The organism is Leifsonia sp. 10N434, from assembly GCF_056394405.1.
The window spans coordinates 290,546-306,445 of record NZ_JBFTHV010000004.1 but is presented as its reverse complement, the minus strand read 5'-3'; the positions used below and the strand labels follow the sequence as shown (position 1 = coordinate 306,445).

Annotated in this window: 13 protein-coding genes and 1 tRNA gene; 10 read left to right on the top strand and 4 right to left on the bottom strand. The window is 70.6% G+C overall.

Features of this window, described 5'->3' with window-relative positions:
• The first annotated feature begins 86 nt into the window (after nucleotides 1-86).
• The 4 genes from AC1DB1_RS12775 (at nucleotide 87) to AC1DB1_RS12760 (ending at nucleotide 6,258) form a co-directional block, all read left to right on the top strand.
• Entirely contained in the window at nucleotides 87-1,433 is a 1,347-nt protein-coding gene (locus AC1DB1_RS12775; protein WP_477201032.1) for a 4Fe-4S dicluster domain-containing protein, read from the top strand.
• Nucleotides 1,430-2,164: a respiratory nitrate reductase subunit gamma gene (gene narI / locus AC1DB1_RS12770; RefSeq protein ID WP_477201031.1), complete on the top strand. Its 735-nt coding sequence runs from the start codon at nucleotides 1,430-1,432 to the stop codon at nucleotides 2,162-2,164. Before AC1DB1_RS12775 ends, narI begins: the two co-directional genes overlap by 4 nt.
• 123 nt (nucleotides 2,165-2,287) lie before the next feature.
• The gene (locus AC1DB1_RS12765; protein ID WP_373877098.1) at nucleotides 2,288-6,010 is read left to right on the top strand and encodes an AAA family ATPase; all 3,723 of its coding nucleotides are present in this window, start codon (nucleotides 2,288-2,290) and stop codon (nucleotides 6,008-6,010) included.
• A gap of 44 nt (nucleotides 6,011-6,054) precedes the next feature.
• Entirely contained in the window at nucleotides 6,055-6,258 is a 204-nt protein-coding gene (locus AC1DB1_RS12760; RefSeq protein ID WP_477201030.1) for a hypothetical protein, read from the top strand.
• Nucleotides 6,259-6,315: 57 nt separating this feature from the next.
• Here the strand turns inward: AC1DB1_RS12760 and mscL are convergent, their stop codons facing one another.
• Genes mscL through AC1DB1_RS12745 form a run of 3 tightly spaced genes read right to left on the bottom strand, consistent with a single transcriptional unit; the run spans nucleotide 6,316 to nucleotide 7,736 of the window.
• Nucleotides 6,316-6,750, bottom strand: coding sequence for a large conductance mechanosensitive channel protein MscL (gene mscL, locus AC1DB1_RS12755; protein WP_477201029.1), 435 nt, complete (start codon nucleotides 6,748-6,750; stop codon nucleotides 6,316-6,318).
• Between the two features lie 17 nt (nucleotides 6,751-6,767).
• A complete protein-coding gene (locus tag AC1DB1_RS12750; RefSeq protein ID WP_477201028.1) occupies nucleotides 6,768-7,100 on the bottom strand; it encodes an FmdB family zinc ribbon protein in 333 nt (110 codons plus the stop codon).
• 51 nt (nucleotides 7,101-7,151) lie between these two features.
• Entirely contained in the window at nucleotides 7,152-7,736 is a 585-nt protein-coding gene (locus tag AC1DB1_RS12745) for a 5-formyltetrahydrofolate cyclo-ligase (protein ID WP_271175397.1), read from the bottom strand.
• 75 nt (nucleotides 7,737-7,811) lie between these two features.
• Between AC1DB1_RS12745 and galU the strand changes: the two genes are divergently transcribed.
• The 5 genes from galU (at nucleotide 7,812) to AC1DB1_RS12720 (ending at nucleotide 14,276) form a co-directional block, all read left to right on the top strand.
• Nucleotides 7,812-8,774 carry a UTP--glucose-1-phosphate uridylyltransferase GalU gene (gene galU, locus AC1DB1_RS12740; RefSeq protein WP_271175396.1) on the top strand — a complete coding sequence of 321 codons (963 nt, stop codon included), beginning with the start codon at nucleotides 7,812-7,814 and terminating at the stop codon, nucleotides 8,772-8,774.
• Between the two features lie 69 nt (nucleotides 8,775-8,843).
• Nucleotides 8,844-9,506, top strand: a complete 663-nt coding sequence (locus AC1DB1_RS12735; protein ID WP_477201027.1) for a GNAT family N-acetyltransferase — start codon at nucleotides 8,844-8,846, stop codon at nucleotides 9,504-9,506.
• A 121-nt stretch (nucleotides 9,507-9,627) separates the two neighbouring features.
• Nucleotides 9,628-10,731, top strand: coding sequence for a hypothetical protein (locus AC1DB1_RS12730; RefSeq protein ID WP_477201026.1), 1,104 nt, complete (start codon nucleotides 9,628-9,630; stop codon nucleotides 10,729-10,731).
• Nucleotides 10,732-10,784: 53 nt separating this feature from the next.
• A tRNA-Ala gene (locus AC1DB1_RS12725) sits at nucleotides 10,785-10,860 on the top strand.
• 293 nt (nucleotides 10,861-11,153) lie between these two features.
• Nucleotides 11,154-14,276 carry a lamin tail domain-containing protein gene (locus tag AC1DB1_RS12720; protein WP_477201025.1) on the top strand — a complete coding sequence of 1,041 codons (3,123 nt, stop codon included), beginning with the start codon at nucleotides 11,154-11,156 and terminating at the stop codon, nucleotides 14,274-14,276.
• Between the two features lie 49 nt (nucleotides 14,277-14,325).
• Here the strand turns inward: AC1DB1_RS12720 and AC1DB1_RS12715 are convergent, their stop codons facing one another.
• On the bottom strand, nucleotides 14,326-14,928 hold the full coding sequence (locus AC1DB1_RS12715) for a LysE/ArgO family amino acid transporter (RefSeq protein WP_271175751.1): 603 nt from the start codon (nucleotides 14,926-14,928) through the stop codon (nucleotides 14,326-14,328).
• A gap of 87 nt (nucleotides 14,929-15,015) precedes the next feature.
• Between AC1DB1_RS12715 and AC1DB1_RS12710 the strand changes: the two genes are divergently transcribed.
• Nucleotides 15,016-15,891, top strand: a complete 876-nt coding sequence (locus AC1DB1_RS12710; protein WP_477201024.1) for a LysR family transcriptional regulator ArgP — start codon at nucleotides 15,016-15,018, stop codon at nucleotides 15,889-15,891.
• Nucleotides 15,892-15,900: the final 9 nt, after the last annotated feature.

Here is a 15,900-nt window from a genome sequence, read left to right as displayed (position 1 = left end):
GCGTAGCCTCCTCAAGTGACCCTGCCTACCCGCCCGATCTCGCCTCCCGCTCCACCCCGCCGACCGCACCGCGAGGGGTGCCGCCGATGAGGGTGATGGCGCAGCTGGCGATGGTGATCAACCTCGACAGGTGCATCGGCTGCCACCACTGCAGCGTCGCCTGCAGAGAAGAGCGGACGAGCCGGGCCGGGTTCGACCAGCCCTCGTTCAGCACGGTCGAGACGAGATCCGGCTCCGGTGACGTGCTCGCCGCCGAGCGGGTGAAGCCCTCGGGCGGCTGGGTGCGCACCAGGCAGGGCAAGCTGATCCTCAACGGCGGGGGCCGACTGAAGAAGCTGGGCTCCCTCTTCTCCGGTTCGCCTCGCCCGGCGACGGCAGAACCCGATGCCGTAGCCGATGCCCGTGCCGAAGCCTGCGCCGACGCCGCGGCCGGCGATCCGGTGCTCGCCGGGATGAGCCGCCGCGTCACCGCGGAGTTCGAGTCCGCGTTCCGCTTCTTCCTGCCCCGGCTGTGCGAGCACTGCCTCAATCCGTCGTGCGCCGCCGCGTGCCCGGCCGGCGCCCTCTATAAAAGGAACGATGACGGGATCGTCCTCGTCGATCCCGCGGCCTGCAGCGGCTGGCAACGGTGCGTCACCGCATGCCCGTACGGGGCGATCTCGTTCGATCAGGCGAGCGGCACGGTCCAGAAGTGCGACCTCTGCGCCGGGCGCATCGAGCTCGGACAGCCGACCGCTTGCTCCGAGAGCTGCGTCGGCCGCATCCGCTACCTCGGGCTCCTGCTCTACGACGCGGATCGCGTCGCCGACGCCGCCCGCGTCGAGCACGAGCACGGACTCCTCGACGCGCAGCGCGACCTCTTCCTCGACCCGCGGGATCCCGCCGTGATCGCCGCAGCCCGCGCCGCGGAGATCCCCGACGAGTGGATCGACGCCGCGCGGCGCACGCCGCTCTGGTCGCTGATCCGCGAGCATCGCGTGGCTCTGCCGTTCCATCCCGAATACCGCACCCTGCCGATGGTCTGGTACATCCCGCCGCTGTCGCCCATCGTCGACGTCGTCTCCGGTTCCGGCGGCGACGGCGAAGACGTGGAGACGCTCCTCGCGGCCATCGACGATCTCCGCGCCCCGGTCGGCTACCTCGCCGGGCTGTTCACGGCGGGCGATCCCGGTCCGGTGACGCACGCGCTGCGTCGTCTCGCCGCGATGCGGTCGTACCGGGCGCGCGTTGCGCTGGGCGGGTCGGCGGACGAGAGCATCGCCGAGAGGGCAGGGATGACCGGGGCGGACGTCGAGGAGCTGTACCGCCTCCTCGCCGATCCGACGGGGGAGACGCGGCACGCGATCCCGGCCGCGTTCGGCGGCCAGGCACGCGACCTCGGCGACCCGCGATGCGGCTGCGGCACCGGCGACGGTCCGGGCACGAGGCCGTGACAGCGCTCCCGCTCATCGTCTGGGTCGTGGTGCCGTACGTCGCCGCCGTGTTCTTCGTCGGCGGGCACGTCTGGAGACTGCGCGGCATCCGATCCACGGGAGCCCGGCGGCCGGTACCCGCCGACGGCGGACGCCTGCGCCGGCTCGGCTCGCCGTTGTTCCACGTCGGCGTGCTGATGGTCATCGCCGGGCACGCGGTCGGGATGCTCATCCCGAGCGCCTGGCTCGACGCGATCGGGATCGACGAGCGCATCTACCATCCGGTCGCGACCTGGCTCGGGATGGCAGCGGCGGCGATCACCCTCGCCGGACTGGCGATCCTGCTGGCGCGGCCCCGCCCGCTCCCGCGTTCCCGTCGCGCGTCCGCGCCGCCGCGGCGGCCGATGACCGCGATGGACGTCGCCATGTTCGCGCTGCTCTCCGCGACGCTCGTCTTCGGCACCGTGGCGACCGTCCAATTCCAGGTGTTCGGCGCCGGCTACGAGTACCGCGGGTCGGTCGCCCCCTGGATGCGGAGCCTGCTCGCGCTGCAGCCGCAGCCCGAGCGGATGGCCGACGTTCCCCTGATGTTCCAGCTGCACATCCTGTCGGCCGTTGTGCTGTTCGCCGTCTGGCCGTTCACCCGGTTGATCCACGTCGTCGGTGTACCGCTCGCCCTGCTGGTGCGCCGACGCGGCGTGTACCGGTCCGGCGGCACGCGGCCGGCGCGTCGCTGGCGCCCGGCACGCTGACCCTGCCCGCACTTCGCGATCCGCCTTTAGCGCGAAACTCGCCCGGATTGCAAGGGCTTTGGCCGAGACTGCACGTAGGGTGGCCGTGTGTGGCGACTCGAGAAGAAACACGAGGATGACGACATGATGTCGGACATTCCGAACGATGACGCCCTGAACCCCCAGAACACGACGTCACCGCACGCTCTGAGCCTGGGGGATCCCGGGCTCATCGCAGGCAATATCGCAGAACCCGTCTGGCAGGGCTGGCGGGCGGAGATCGGCGCGCTCGGAGGGTCATCCCCTCTGCTGCACTTCGAAGACAGCCCGCGTACGCGGATCGAGCTGAGTTCGACGCATCCGGGCGGTCTGCCGCAGTTCATCACGGGTCAGAGCACTCTGCTCTCCAGCCTGATCCGCGACGAGCTGGCGCTGCGCACCGCACGCGCCGCCGCGAACGCGATCACGGCCAAGGGCATCGAGTTGCGCTCCGTGCGCGGCATCGAGTCGGTGCACCTCGCGATCGGCCTCGCCCAGTGGCGTCACGGCGGCGACGAGTTCACGGCGCCCATCCTGCTGCGCCCGCTCGCGATCCGCCGCTACGGCCGCGACTTCGAACTGAAGCTGAAGGGGCAGCCGTTCCTGAATCCGGAGCTGGCGCGCGCCCTCGCCGAGCAGTTCCAGATCACCCTCGACGCCGACGCCTTCGTCGCCCTCGCGCTCACCAACGGCGTCTTCAAGCCGCAGCCGGTCATCGACCGCCTCCGCGGCCTGACCTCGCATCTGCCCTGGTTCAACGTGCAGCCGCGGCTCGTCGTCTCGTCGTTCGCCGACGTCGCGACCGCGCTCAGCGCCGAAGTCACCGATCTCGACACCGTTGTGCTCGATGCGCTGGCCGGCAACCCGTCCGCCCGCCGCACCGTCGAAGGGGCCTTCAACCCCGTCCAGGCGCTGCGACAGGACGAACGTCCGCCCGCCACGGACTCGCTGCTGCTCGACGCCGACGAGGAGCAGGAGAACGTCGTCGCGCAGATCGCGGCCGGCAACTCGGTCGTCGTCAAGACGCTGCCCGGCACCGGCGGCACCCAGACCATCGTCAACGCCATCGGCGCCCTCGTCGGACAGCACAAGCGCGTGCTCGTCGTGAGTCCGCGGCGCTCCAGCCTCGACGACGTCGCCCACCGCCTCACCCAGGTCGGCCTCCCCGGTCTCGCGGTGACGCCGCGCAGTCTGCGACGCGACATCATCCAGTCCATCGGCCGCAACGAGAAGGCCGCCCAGCCCCGGGTCACCGACGTCGACGACGCCCTCGTGCGCCTGCGCAAGGTGCTCCTCGACTACCGCACGGCGCTCACCCGCCGCGATCCGGTGCTCGGGGTCTCCGTGCTCGACGCCGTCGCCGAACTCTCCCGGCTGTCGCTGCTCCCGACCGCTCCGTCGACCACGGCGCGGCTCGACCGCAGCGCGATCGAACTGATCGCCCACGACCGGGCTTCGGCGGCGGATGCCCTGATCAAGGCCGCGCGCCTCGGCGAGTTCCGCTACGGACCGAACGACTCTCCGTGGTACGGCGCCTCGTTCGCTACCACGGCCGAGGGCAACGCGGCGCACGACCTGGCGAAGAAGCTCAATCGCGCCGAACTGCCGCGCCTCATCGAACGCGCCACGACCCTGATCGGCCAGACCCGGATGCGCCCGTTCGAGTCGATCGCGGAGCTCGGCGTGTACCTGCGTCTGCTGCTCGACGTGCGCGAGACGCTCGACAAGTTCCTGCCGGCCGTCTACGACCGCTCCCTCGCGGAACTGATCGCGGCGACCTCGACGCGCCGCGAAGCGCCGAACATGTCCGGTGCGAACCGGCGTCGCCTGCGCAAACTGGCCCTCGAGTACGTGCGGCCCGGCGTGCACGTCACCGACCTGAATGAGAGCCTGCGTCGCATCCAGCAGCAGCGCATCCTGTGGCAGCGATTCGCCGCCGCCGGCGTGGTGCCCGAGGTGCCGGTCGGCATCGCCGACGTGCAGGTGGCCTACCAGCGCGTGGCGGAAGACCTCGCGCGTCTCGACATCCCGCTGCGCCGCACCGGAAGCCAGAACTCGCTGGCCATGCTTCCGATCGACGAGCTGCAGCGGCAGATCGCGGGGCTCGCGGCCGAGTCCGAGGTGCTTGCGAACCTGCAGGAGCGCACCGCCCTGCTGACCGACCTGCGCGAGCGCAAGCTCGACCCGCTCCTGGCGGATCTGTCGCAGCGCCACGTTCCCGAGACGCAGGTCAGCGCCGAACTCGAACTCGCCTGGTGGCAGTCCGTGCTCGAGACGCTGCTCGCCTCGGACCGCGCCCTGCTGAGCGCCAACACGAGCGTGCTCGACCGCCTCGAGGCCGACTTCCGCCTCGTCGACGAGGCGCACGCCTCCGCGACCGGTCAGCAGCTGGCCTGGATGCTCGCCGAGACCTGGAAGATCGGCATCGTCGACTGGCCCGACGAGGCGGCAGCGCTCAAGCGTCTCCTCAAGAGCGATCGCACGAGCGCCGAGACGCTCAATGCGGAGGCGCCGCACCTGGCCCGTCCGCTCGCGCCGGTCTGGCTCGTCTCGCCGTACGAGATCTCGTCGATCAGCGCCGATCTCTCGTTCGACGCGGTCTTCCTCGTCGACGCGGGCGCGTCCACCCTCGCCGAGAACGTGCCCGTCATCCGGCGCGCGCGCCAGATCGTGGCGTTCGGCGACCCGGTCACTCAGACTCCTTCGCGCTTCGACATCGGCGTGCACGAATACGGCACGACGGTGGAGGACATCGACGTGGATGCGGCGCACGCCGCGTCCGCGCTGGCCCAGCTCTCCGAGCTGTTCCCCGTCTACACCCTGACCCGCAGCTACCGGGCGGGCGGCGAGGATCTCGCCGACCTGGTCAACCGCCGGTTCTACGGCGGAAAGATCGACTCCCTCCCGTGGGCGGGAACCTACCTCGGTCACGGCAGCCTCGCACTCAACTACGTCTCCGGCGGTCAGGGGATGCCCGACAGCGACACGGGCGCCGTCGAGAGCACCGACGCCGAGGTCTCCAAGGTCGTCGAGCTCGTGCTGGAGCACGCCTCCACCCGGCCGCGCGAGTCGCTCATGGTCATCACGGCGAGCGAGCGCCACGCGGTGCGGGTGAACCAGGCTGTGCTCGCGGCGTTCGCCAAGCGCACGGAACTGGCCGACTTCATCCTGAAGGACCGCGCCGAGCCGTTCACCGTGGTGACGCTCGAGCAGTCGGTGGCGCAGAGCCGTGACCGCGTGATCTTCTCGATCGGCTACGGACGCACGCCGCACGGCCGCCTGCTCTCCAACTTCGGAGCCCTGGCCGAGCCGGGCGGCGAACGCCTGCTCGCCGTCGGCATGACCCGCGCGCGCCGGTCGATGGACATCGTCTCGTGCTTCAAGCCGGAAGACATCGACGACTCCCGGATGCGCCACGGTATCGCCGCGCTCGCCCAGGTGCTCGGCGAGGCCGACCGCATCCAGGCCGCAGTGCCGCAGTATCTCAGCCACGACACCGAGCCGATGCTGCAGGATCTCGCTCGCCGTCTCGCACGTCGCGGACTGGACGTGCAGGTCGGCTACCGCGGAAAGCTCGCCCTGGTCGCCTCGCACGCCGGTCGTGCGGTCGCCGTCGAGACCGACGACGACGTGAACCGGGGGAGCCTGCGCGAGTCGCTGCGGCTGCGCCCCGACGTGCTGCGTCGCCTCGGCTGGCACTACCTGCGCGTGCACAGCTTCGAGCTCTTCGCCGATCCGGATGCCGTTGCCTCGCGCATCGCGACTCTGATCGGCGTCGTCGACCCCAACACGCAGACCGCGCCGATCACCATCCCGACCGCGTCCTGAGGCGCGCCGGATGGCTCGGCCGCTGACAGGGCTAGGCTGTTTCGGTGACCGAGAAGCCCGCCAGAAAGCATCGCCGCGCCCAGTTGCCGGCCGTGCCCGGCACCGACCCGACTCCGCAGGCGCTGCCGCGGCGCGGGTCGACGGATGCGCCGGTGCTGGCGGCGGAGGACACCGACCGCGCGTGGGGCGACAAGCCCGGAGACAGCAACGACGAGCAGCTCCGGCGGGACGTTCCACCGCACTGGTGACGCGCTAGGCCGCGCGCCGCGCTAGGTCGCGCGCCGCGCTAGGTCCAGCGCGCTGCGCTACTCCGCGTGCTTGCCCGAGCCCGGAGCGGGCTCGGTGGGCCGCTGGGTCTGCAACAGGTCGCGGATCTCGGTGAGCAGATCGAGCTCGGTGACCGGGGCATCCGGCGCGACGACACCCTGGTTGCGCAGCTTCTGCGCGTGGTTCTTCGCCAGGTTGATCGGGTAGACGAAGACGAAGTAGACGACGACGGCCACGATCAGGAACTGGATGACCGAGCCGACGACGGCGCCGAACTTGATCTCCGAGTGGTTCAGAGTGACGACCATGGCCTTGTCGAGGCCGTTGGCCTGGAAGACCGCCGCGATCAGCGGGTTGAACACGTTGTTGACGATCGAGTTCACCACAGCAGTGAACGCGGCGCCGATGACGACGGCGACGGCGAGATCGATGACGTTGCCGCGGAGGATGAACTCCTTGAACCCTTTGAGCATGGCCGGTCCCTTCGGAATCAGTTGGAGCTGGACGAGGTGGAGTTGGAAGACGACGAAGACGAAGACGAGGACGACGACGCAGCCGGCGTCGAACTCGTAGTCGATGCGGCCGCGGGCGCAGCGGAGGAGCCGGAGCCGGAGCCCGAACCCGATCCGGAGCCCGATCCGCTCTTGCCGCGCGAGTCGGTGCGGTAGAAGCCCGAGCCGTTGAACGTCACGCCGACCGTGCCGAACACCTTGCGGAGGCTTCCGCCGCAGGTCGGGCACTCCGTGAGCGCGTCGTCCGTGAACGCCTGCTGGATGTCGAAGGCGGTGCCGCAGTCGCGGCAACGGTAGGAATAGGTGGGCATGTCAGGCTTCCGATGGGTGGGGAGTGCGGATGGCGGCGCCGGGGGCAGCACTCACGTGAACTGCGCGATCCTGGTCGGAGTGACCGCGCCGTCGACCGGCTGATCGTGTCGCTCACGCGGTACCTCGTCGACGAGTTCACCGTCGAACAGCACGGCGTACACCGGGGGACATTTTTCCATGCTGCCGAGGGTCTTGTCGAAATAGCCGCGACCCCAGCCCATCCGCATCCCGGTCGCGTCGACGGAGGCGGCGGGCACGATGATGAGGTCGACGTCGTTGATCGCGATCGGGCCGAGCAGTTCGCCGACGGCCTCCGGGAGCCCGTAGAGGCCCTCGGTCTCGGTCTCGCCGTCGCCCGTGGTCCAGTCGAGGAGCCCGTCGTCGCGCGAGATCGGCAGCAATACCCGGAGGCCCTGGGTGTGCGCCCAGTTGAGGAACGGGCGCGTGTCGGGCTCGATCGTGGTGGAGAGGTAGCAGGCGATCGACCGGGCGGAGAGGTCTGTCGTGAGGTCGACGAGGTTGCGGGTGATGCCGGCTGTCGCCGCCGCCCGCTCGGTGGCGGTGAGGTTCTGCCGTCGTTCGCGGATCTCGGCGCGCAGGGCGCGCTTGCGATGGCTGGCAGTGTCCGAGTCCATGACGCAATCCTAGGAGATCGCGCCGGGAGGTCGACGGTGGGCGGGGCATCGGCAATTCCCGATAACCTGAGCAGCATGGCAAAGCATGTAACGAAGGCAGTCATTCCCGCGGCCGGTCTGGGAACACGGTTCCTCCCCGCCACCAAGGCGATGCCGAAAGAGATGCTCCCGGTGGTGGACAAGCCGGCGATCCAGTACGTGGTCGAGGAGGCGGTCGCCGCTGGGCTGCACGATGTTCTGATGGTGACCGGGCGCAACAAGAACGCGCTGGAGAACCACTTCGACCGGGCCACTGAGCTCGAGGAGTCCCTGGTCAAGAAGGGCGACACCGATCGGCTGGAGAAGGTCAACTACTCCACCGACCTCGCCGACATGCACTACGTGCGTCAGGGCGACCCGAAGGGTCTCGGGCACGCGGTGCTCCGGGCGAAGATGCACGTCGGACGCGAGCCGTTCGCCGTGCTCCTCGGCGATGACATCATCGACAGCCGCGACCCGCTACTGAGCCGGATGCTCGAAGTTCAGCAGGAGAAGAACGCCAGCGTCGTCGCCCTGCTCGAGGTCGACCCCGACTCGATCCACCTCTACGGCGCCGCGAAGGTCGAGCTGACCGACGACGACGACGTGGTGAAGATCGTGGGCATGGTGGAGAAGCCCGACAAGGAGCACGCCCCGTCGAACCTCGCGATCATCGGCCGGTACGTGCTGCGCCCCGAGGTGTTCGATGTGCTGGAACGCACCGAGCCGGGCAAGGGCGGCGAGATCCAGCTGACGGATGCTCTGCAGGCGATGGCCGCCGCGCCGGACTGGACCGGTGGCGTGTACGGCGTCGTCTTCCGCGGCCGCCGCTACGACACGGGCGACCGGCTCGACTACATCAAGGCGATCGTGCAGCTGGCCGTCGACCGCTCCGACCTCGGCCCGGAACTGCGCCCCTGGCTCAAGGAGTTCGCGGACGGTCTCGAAGACCACCCGATCGAAATCGTCGCGGAAATGCCCGCCGAGCCGGCCGATTCCCTGGCAGAATCGTCCAACTAGCGCGCGCGGCCGTCGCCGTCGCTTACGAGAACAGCGCGAACGCAGCAGCGCACGCCGAAAGGAAGGTCCGTGGCGATCGTCGTACCCACGCTGGGAGAGGGACGGGTGGGGCTCCGTCCCATCCGGCTCCGTGATGCGCGCGCCCTGGAGCGCTCCCTGCTCGACAACCGCAGCTGGCTGCGCCAGTGGGAGGCGACCAGCCCGTATGCGCCGATGTCGTTCGACACACGGGCGAGCATCCGGTCGCTCCAGGCGAATGCGCGCGCCGGTCACGGGCTGCCGTTCATCGTGGAGTACGACGGCGAGCTGGCCGGTCAGCTGAACGTCTCATCGATCTCGTACGGGTCGTTGTCGTCGGCGACCATCGGCTACTGGATCTCGGAGCAGTTCGCCGGCCGCAACATCACGCCGACGGCTGTCGCCCTCGCGACGGACTACTGCTTCTACCAGCTCGGTCTGCACCGCATGGAGATCTGCATCCGGCCGGAGAACGCCCCCAGCCTGCGCGTGGTCGAGAAGCTCGGCTTCCGCTACGAGGGATTGCGCCGGCGGTACATCCACATCAACGGCGACTGGCGCGACCATTTCTGCTTCGGCCTCGTCTCGGAGGAGTTGACGCAGGGTGTGCTCCGGCGCTGGCTCGACGGCCAGGCGCCGACGGACGTCGCGACCATCCCGGCGGAGGACCGCGCCGCCTCGGCGGTGCCCATCCCGATCGTGCGCGACCGCTAGCGCCGCGGTCGCCGGCCCCGCGCGGTCGCCGGTCTGCGTGAACAGACAGGTTCGGCTGCAGGTTCGGTGACACACCTGCGCGCCTGAGGGCACCGGATGCGCTGCCCCCTACCGTAGAGGCATGACTGGGGATGTGATGGGTGGCGGGGTCGTCGTGGCCATCGCCGCTGCGTTGTGGCTGGCCTACCTCATCCCGGTGTGGGCGCGACGGCGGGAGTACCTCGCGACCGAGCGCAACGCCGTCCGGCTGCAGCAGACGCTCCGCATCCTCGCCGAGACCAGCGAGCTGCCGGATGAGGTGCGCATGGAGGCCACGGCCCGCACCGTCGCCGAGCAGCAGCGCATCCTCAAGCGCTCCGAGCAGAAGACGCTGGCCGAGGCCCGTGCCACCGCAGCGGCGCACGCACGTCGCGAGCAGCTCATCGCCGAAGAGGAACGTCTCGCAGCCGAGGAGGCCGAGCGTGCCGCCCGGGCCGCGATCGCGCTGGAACGGGCATCCCGTGCCGCCGCAGCGGAACGCGCCCGTGCGCTCGCCACCGTGACCGGCGCCCCCGTCGTCTCACCGCTTCGCCGGCGTCGCCTGCGCCGAGCCCGCGCCCTGACCTCCGGGGTGCTCGTGCTGTCCGTCGTCGGACTCGTCGCGGGCGTCACCGCGCTCGTCACCGCCGGCGCCTGGCCGCTCTTCGCCACCTCCGCGGTGCTCGCGCTGGGCTCGCTCGGGATGCTCGGCCGGCTCGCGCGTCCTCAGGCCGTCGAGCAGTCGGCCCGCCCGCGGGTCGCCGCTCCGACCGCTCAGAGCCTGTACGACCACGCCGAGCTGGACGCGGCACAGCCGCAGGTGCAGCGCCGCCGTCAGGAGACCTGGACCCCGCAGCCGCTTCCGAAGCCGCTGCACCTCTCCCGCGGGACCATCGCCGCGAGCGCCATGGCCTCCATCGACGCCGCGACCGAGCTGCGGCGTTCCGCCGCACGCGCCGAGATCGACCGCCGGGTCGCCGAACTCGCACCGGAGGCCACCCCGCTTCGCCCGGCCGCCAGCGCTCCGAACGTGGCGCCGAACATCCCGTCGGCCCCGGTGGCGCCCGAACGGCCCTCGATGCCGATCGCCACGGCACCGGGCGTCACGGTGCCGAGCCGGTACGCGTCCATGGGCCTCGTCGACGGGCTCGATGACGGCACGATGGACCTCGACGCGGTGCTCCGCCGACGCCGCGCCGCAAGCTGACCGTCGATTCGATATCCGGCCCGCGAGGGTGATATCGTTTCTAAGCAGTTCCCGGGGCTATGGCGCAGTTGGTAGCGCGCTTCGTTCGCATCGAAGAGGTCAGGAGTTCGAATCTCCTTAGCTCCACCACCGGAAGGCGGGCCGTGTCACACGGCCCGCCTTTTCTGTTGCCGCGCGCGGCCGCCGATCGTGCGGTAACGCACGACCGGGCGAGCCGGCGACGCGTTTGCGCACCACCGGCGACGCGCGGCTGGCGCACCGCCCTCTGAGAGCGCGTTCAGAGGCCGTTCCCGGGCCGTTCACCGAGCATTTGCGCGGCTCCTCCAAGCTGCAGAGGACCGCACCGCTGCCGGCCCTCCGTCCTGCGCGAGCATCCCGCCGATGCGATCGAGCTCATCACCCGATTCGCAGAAGGAGTTCTGTTGCGCACGCATCGGCTCGGCATCCTCGCCACTCTCGTCACCTCGCTGGCGGTCATTGCGCCGCTCGTCGCCCTGACCGCTCCCGCCGCGCCGGCCTCGGCCGCCGTGCCCTCGGTCGTGATCAACGAGGTCGAGTCGAACGGCGGAACGCCCGGTGACTGGATCGAGCTGAAGAACACCGGGGGAACGCCGGCCGACCTGAGCGGCTACGTGCTCCGCGACGACAAGGACACCGACGCGTTCGTGATCCCGGACGGCACCGTGGTCGCCGCGGGCGGATACTACGCCGCCGACGTCGAGTCGTCGTACGGGCTGGGAGGCGCCGACCAGGCGCGCCTGTTCGCGCCCAACGGCACGACCCTCATCGACTCGTACGGCTGGAGCGCGCATGCTGCGACCACGTACGGCCGCTGCCCCGACGGCACCGGCGCGTTCCGCACCACCGGCTCGTCGACGAAGGGCGCCGCGAACGACTGCTCGCTCCCGGTCTCGACGGCGCTGAAGATCAACGAGGTCGAGTCGAGCGGCGGAACGCCGGGCGACTGGATCGAGCTCACGAACACCGGCAGCACGAGCGTCGACGCCTCCGGCTACATCCTGCGCGACAACGATGACACCCACGCGTTCACGATCCCGGATGGCACGACGATCGCGGCCGGCGGCTTCTACGCGGCTGACGTCGAGAGCGCGTTCGGGCTCGGCGCCGCCGACTCTGCGCGCCTGTTCGGACCGGACGGCACGACCCTGATCGACACCGACAGCTGGACCGCCCACGCGGCGGTGACCTACGGACGCTGCCCCGACGGATCCGGTGCCTTCGGCAACACCGTGAATGCGACCAAGGGCGCGGCGAACGACTGCGGAACGCCGACGCCGGCCACGAGCGTGACCATCAACGAGGTCGAGTCCAACGGCGGCACCCCCGGCGACTGGGTGGAGCTGAAGAACACCGGGAGCTCCGCCGTCGACCTGACCGGCTGGTCGGTGCTCGACAACGACGACACCCACACCGCCGTGCCGTTCGCCGCCGGTTCCACGATCGCGGCCGGCGGCTACTTCATCGTCGAGGAGGCGGCGCTCGGCTTCGGCCTCGGCGCCGCTGACTCCGCTCGCCTGTACGACGCCGGCCACACGCTGATCGACTCCTACAGCTGGACGCAGCACGCGGCGACGACGTACGGGCGGTGCCCCGACGGCACGGGTTCCTTCGCGACCACCACGTCGTCGACGAAGGGCGCTGCGAACGACTGCGGCGTTCCGGTACGGATCAACGAGGTCGAGTCGAACGGTGGGACGCCGGGGGACTGGATCGAACTGATCAACAATGGTGCAGCGACGGTCGACCTCTCGGGCTACATCCTGCGCGACAACGACGACACGCGCACCTTCACGATCCCGGCCGGCACCACGATCACCGCCGGCGGCTACCTCGCCGAGGACGTCGAGTCGGCGTTCGGTCTGGGCAGCGCGGACTCGGCACGGCTCTTCGCCCCGGACGGCAGCACCCTGATCGACACCTACAGCTGGACGGCGCACGCCGCGACCACCTACGGCCGCTGCCCGAACGGGACCGGATCGTTCGCCACGACGAGCGCACCGACGAAGGGCGCTCCCAACGCGTGCCCGGGTGAGGTCTCGCTCGCACCGTGGCCCGGCGGCTCCTCGATCACCACGGTCGACGACGCGAACGTGCTCGGCGGCAACATGAGCGGCCTCGTCTACGAGCCGTCCGGCACGAGCGCTCCCGGTGTGCTGTGGGCGGTCAAGAACGGACCAGGCACGCTCTTCCGCCTGATCTGGAACGGATCGGTCTGGACGCCCGATACGGCGAACGGCTGGGGCGCAGGCAAGGCGCTGCACTATCCGGACGGCACCGGCGACCCCGACTCCGAGGGCGTGACCATCACGTCGGCCGGCCCTGATGCGGGCGTGTACGTCTCGACCGAGCGCAACAACGCCGACAGCGGCGTGAGCCGCCCCGAGGTGCTGCGCTTCGATCCCACCCAGAGCGGCACGAGCCTCACTGCGACCGGGGAGTGGAACCTCACCTCCGACCTTCCGGTGGTCGCTCCCAACAGCGGCCTCGAGGCGGTGGCCTGGGTTCCGGATGCGTACCTCACCACGAACGGGTTCGTCGACCAGCACACGGGTACGGCCTACGACCCGGCGAGCTATCCGGGGCACGGCGACGGCCTGTTCTTCACGGGACTCGAGGCGAATGGTTCGATCTACGCGTACGCGCTCACCGCATCCACCGGCGCGTTCACCCGCGTCGCGACGATCTCGAGCGGGATGACCGGCGTGATGGACCTGCAGTTCGACCAGGAGCGCCAGGCGCTGTGGGCGGCCTGCGACGACACGTGCAACGGCCAGACCGAGACGCTGACGATCGCCGCCTCGGGCGCCGGCGCGGGGACCTTCACGGTCGCCGACGCCTTCGCTCGGCCCGCCGGGATGCCGAACATCAACAACGAGGGCTTCGTCACGGCCCCGCAGGCCGAGTGCGTGAACGGACTGAAGCCGGTGTTCTGGTCGGACGACACGAACGACGATGGGCACGCCCTGCGCGCGGGCACGATCGACTGCACCGTGGCCTCCGGCCCGGGCGGTGGCGAGCCCGGCGGTGGCGAGCCGGGCGGCGGTGAGCCGGGCGGTGGCGAGCCGGGCTCGGCCTCGGTCAGCCTCGGGCTCGGAACGATCGGCGCAGGTTCGACCCTGCACCTGAGCGCGAGCGGCTTCGATGCCGGCGAGACAGTGGAGATCTGGCTGCACTCGACGCCGGTGAAGCTGGCAGCGCTGTCGGCGACCTCGACCGGAACGATCGCCACCACCGTGACGATCCCGGCCACGACCGCCCCGGGTGCGCACACCCTGGTCGTCGAGGGAGTCTCGTCCGGTGTCACGGGATCGGCACCGCTCACCGTGACCGCCGCGGCGAGCGTGCCGCCGGCATCCGGCCCCGGCGCCACCGACCCCGGCACCGCTCCGGCCGCGAACGGCTCGGCCGCCGGCCTGGCCGCGACCGGCAGCTCGGTCACCGCTCCGCTCACCGTCGCGCTGCTACTCGCCGGCCTCGGGGTCATCCTGTTGCTGGTGCGGATGCGTCGACCCGGCCGCGCGTAGGCTCTCGCTCCGCGGTGCTGCCCGACATGGTGCCCGCCGTGGTGCGCGCCTAGACGACGAGCAGCACGGCGAGCACGAGCATCAGCACCGCGATCGCGCCGTCCAGGATGCGCCAGGCCACCGGACGCGCGAACACCGGCGCGAGGAAGCGGGCGCCGAAGCCCAGCAGCCCGAACCACAGGATGCTCGCCAGCACGGCGCCGGCGCCGAACACCCACCGACCCGGATCGCCGTGCGACGCCGACAGGGAGCCGAGCAGCAGCACGGTGTCGAGGTAGACGTGCGGGTTGAGCCAGGTGAGCGCGAGCGTGGTGCCGACTGCCGCGGCGAGCGACAGCGACGCCGTGCCGGACGCTGCGTGGAGCTCCTCGGGCCGTAGGGCGCGACGCGCCGCGAACAGGGCGTAGACCACGAGGAAGGCGAAGCCGACCCAGCGCACGATCTCGAGCGCGAGGGGCGCCGCGGCGATCAGCGCCCCGAGCCCCGCGACGCCGGCCGCGATGAGCACCGCGTCGCTCGCGATGCAGATGAGCACGATCGGCAGCACGTGCTCCCGGCGCAGGCCCTGCCGCAGCACGAACGCGTTCTGTGCCCCGATCGCCACGATCAGCGACGCTCCAGCCCCGACTCCCGTGAGGAAGGTGGCGAGGATGGCGGCGGGGGTCACCTGATCGACTGTAGAGAGCAGATCACCTTCAGGGAAGCTCAACTTTTTCATGCAGCATTAGCATTGCTGTTGATGGATGTCAGCACCGAGCTCCTCCGAACACTGACGGCCGTGGTCGACTACGGCACCTTCGACCGCGCCGCCGAGGCTCTGCACATCACGCCGTCGGCCGTCAGCCAGCGCATGAAGGCGCTCGAGCAGCAGGCCGGCCGCGTGCTGGTGCTGCGCAGCAAGCCGATCGAGACGACCTGCGCCGGGAGGGTCCTGCTGCGTCTCGCCCGCCAGGTCGCGCTGCTCGAGAGCGAGGTGCTGGACGAGCTGAGCACCGAGGGCGGCGGGGGACGGCCGAGCATCCCGCTGGTGGTGAACGCCGACTCGCTCGCGACCTGGGTCCTCCCCGCGCTCGCGACGCTGACCGACGTGAGCTTCGACATCACGCTCGACGACCAGGACCACACGCTCGACCGGCTGCGCGACGGTACCGCGATGGGCGCGATCACGTCGGACCCGGTGCCCGTGCAGGGCTGTACGGTGAGCCGGCTGGGGCACATGACGTACCGGCCGGCGGCCAGCCCGGAGTTCGTGGAGCGGTGGCTGTCGACCGGGTTCGACGGTGCAGCGCTGGGCCGCGCGCCGCTGCTCGTCTTCGACCGCAAGGACGTGCTGCAGGACCGGTACCTCGCCGGCCGAGGGGTGGCCGAGCATCCACCGCGGCACTACGTGCCCGCGTCCACCGAGTTCGTGCGCGCCGCCGTGCTCGGTCTCGGCTGGGGGATGCTGCCCGACCTGCAGGCCGCGTCTCTCATCGCCGAGGGGCGGCTCGTGGCGCTCGACGACGCCGGCGCCATCGACGTACCTCTTTACTGGCAGCAGTGGTCGCTGGAGTCGTCGACGCTCGCGGGGGTGGCCGCGACGCTGGCCCGGGCGGCCGCCGAGACGCTGAACTGACCTTCAGCG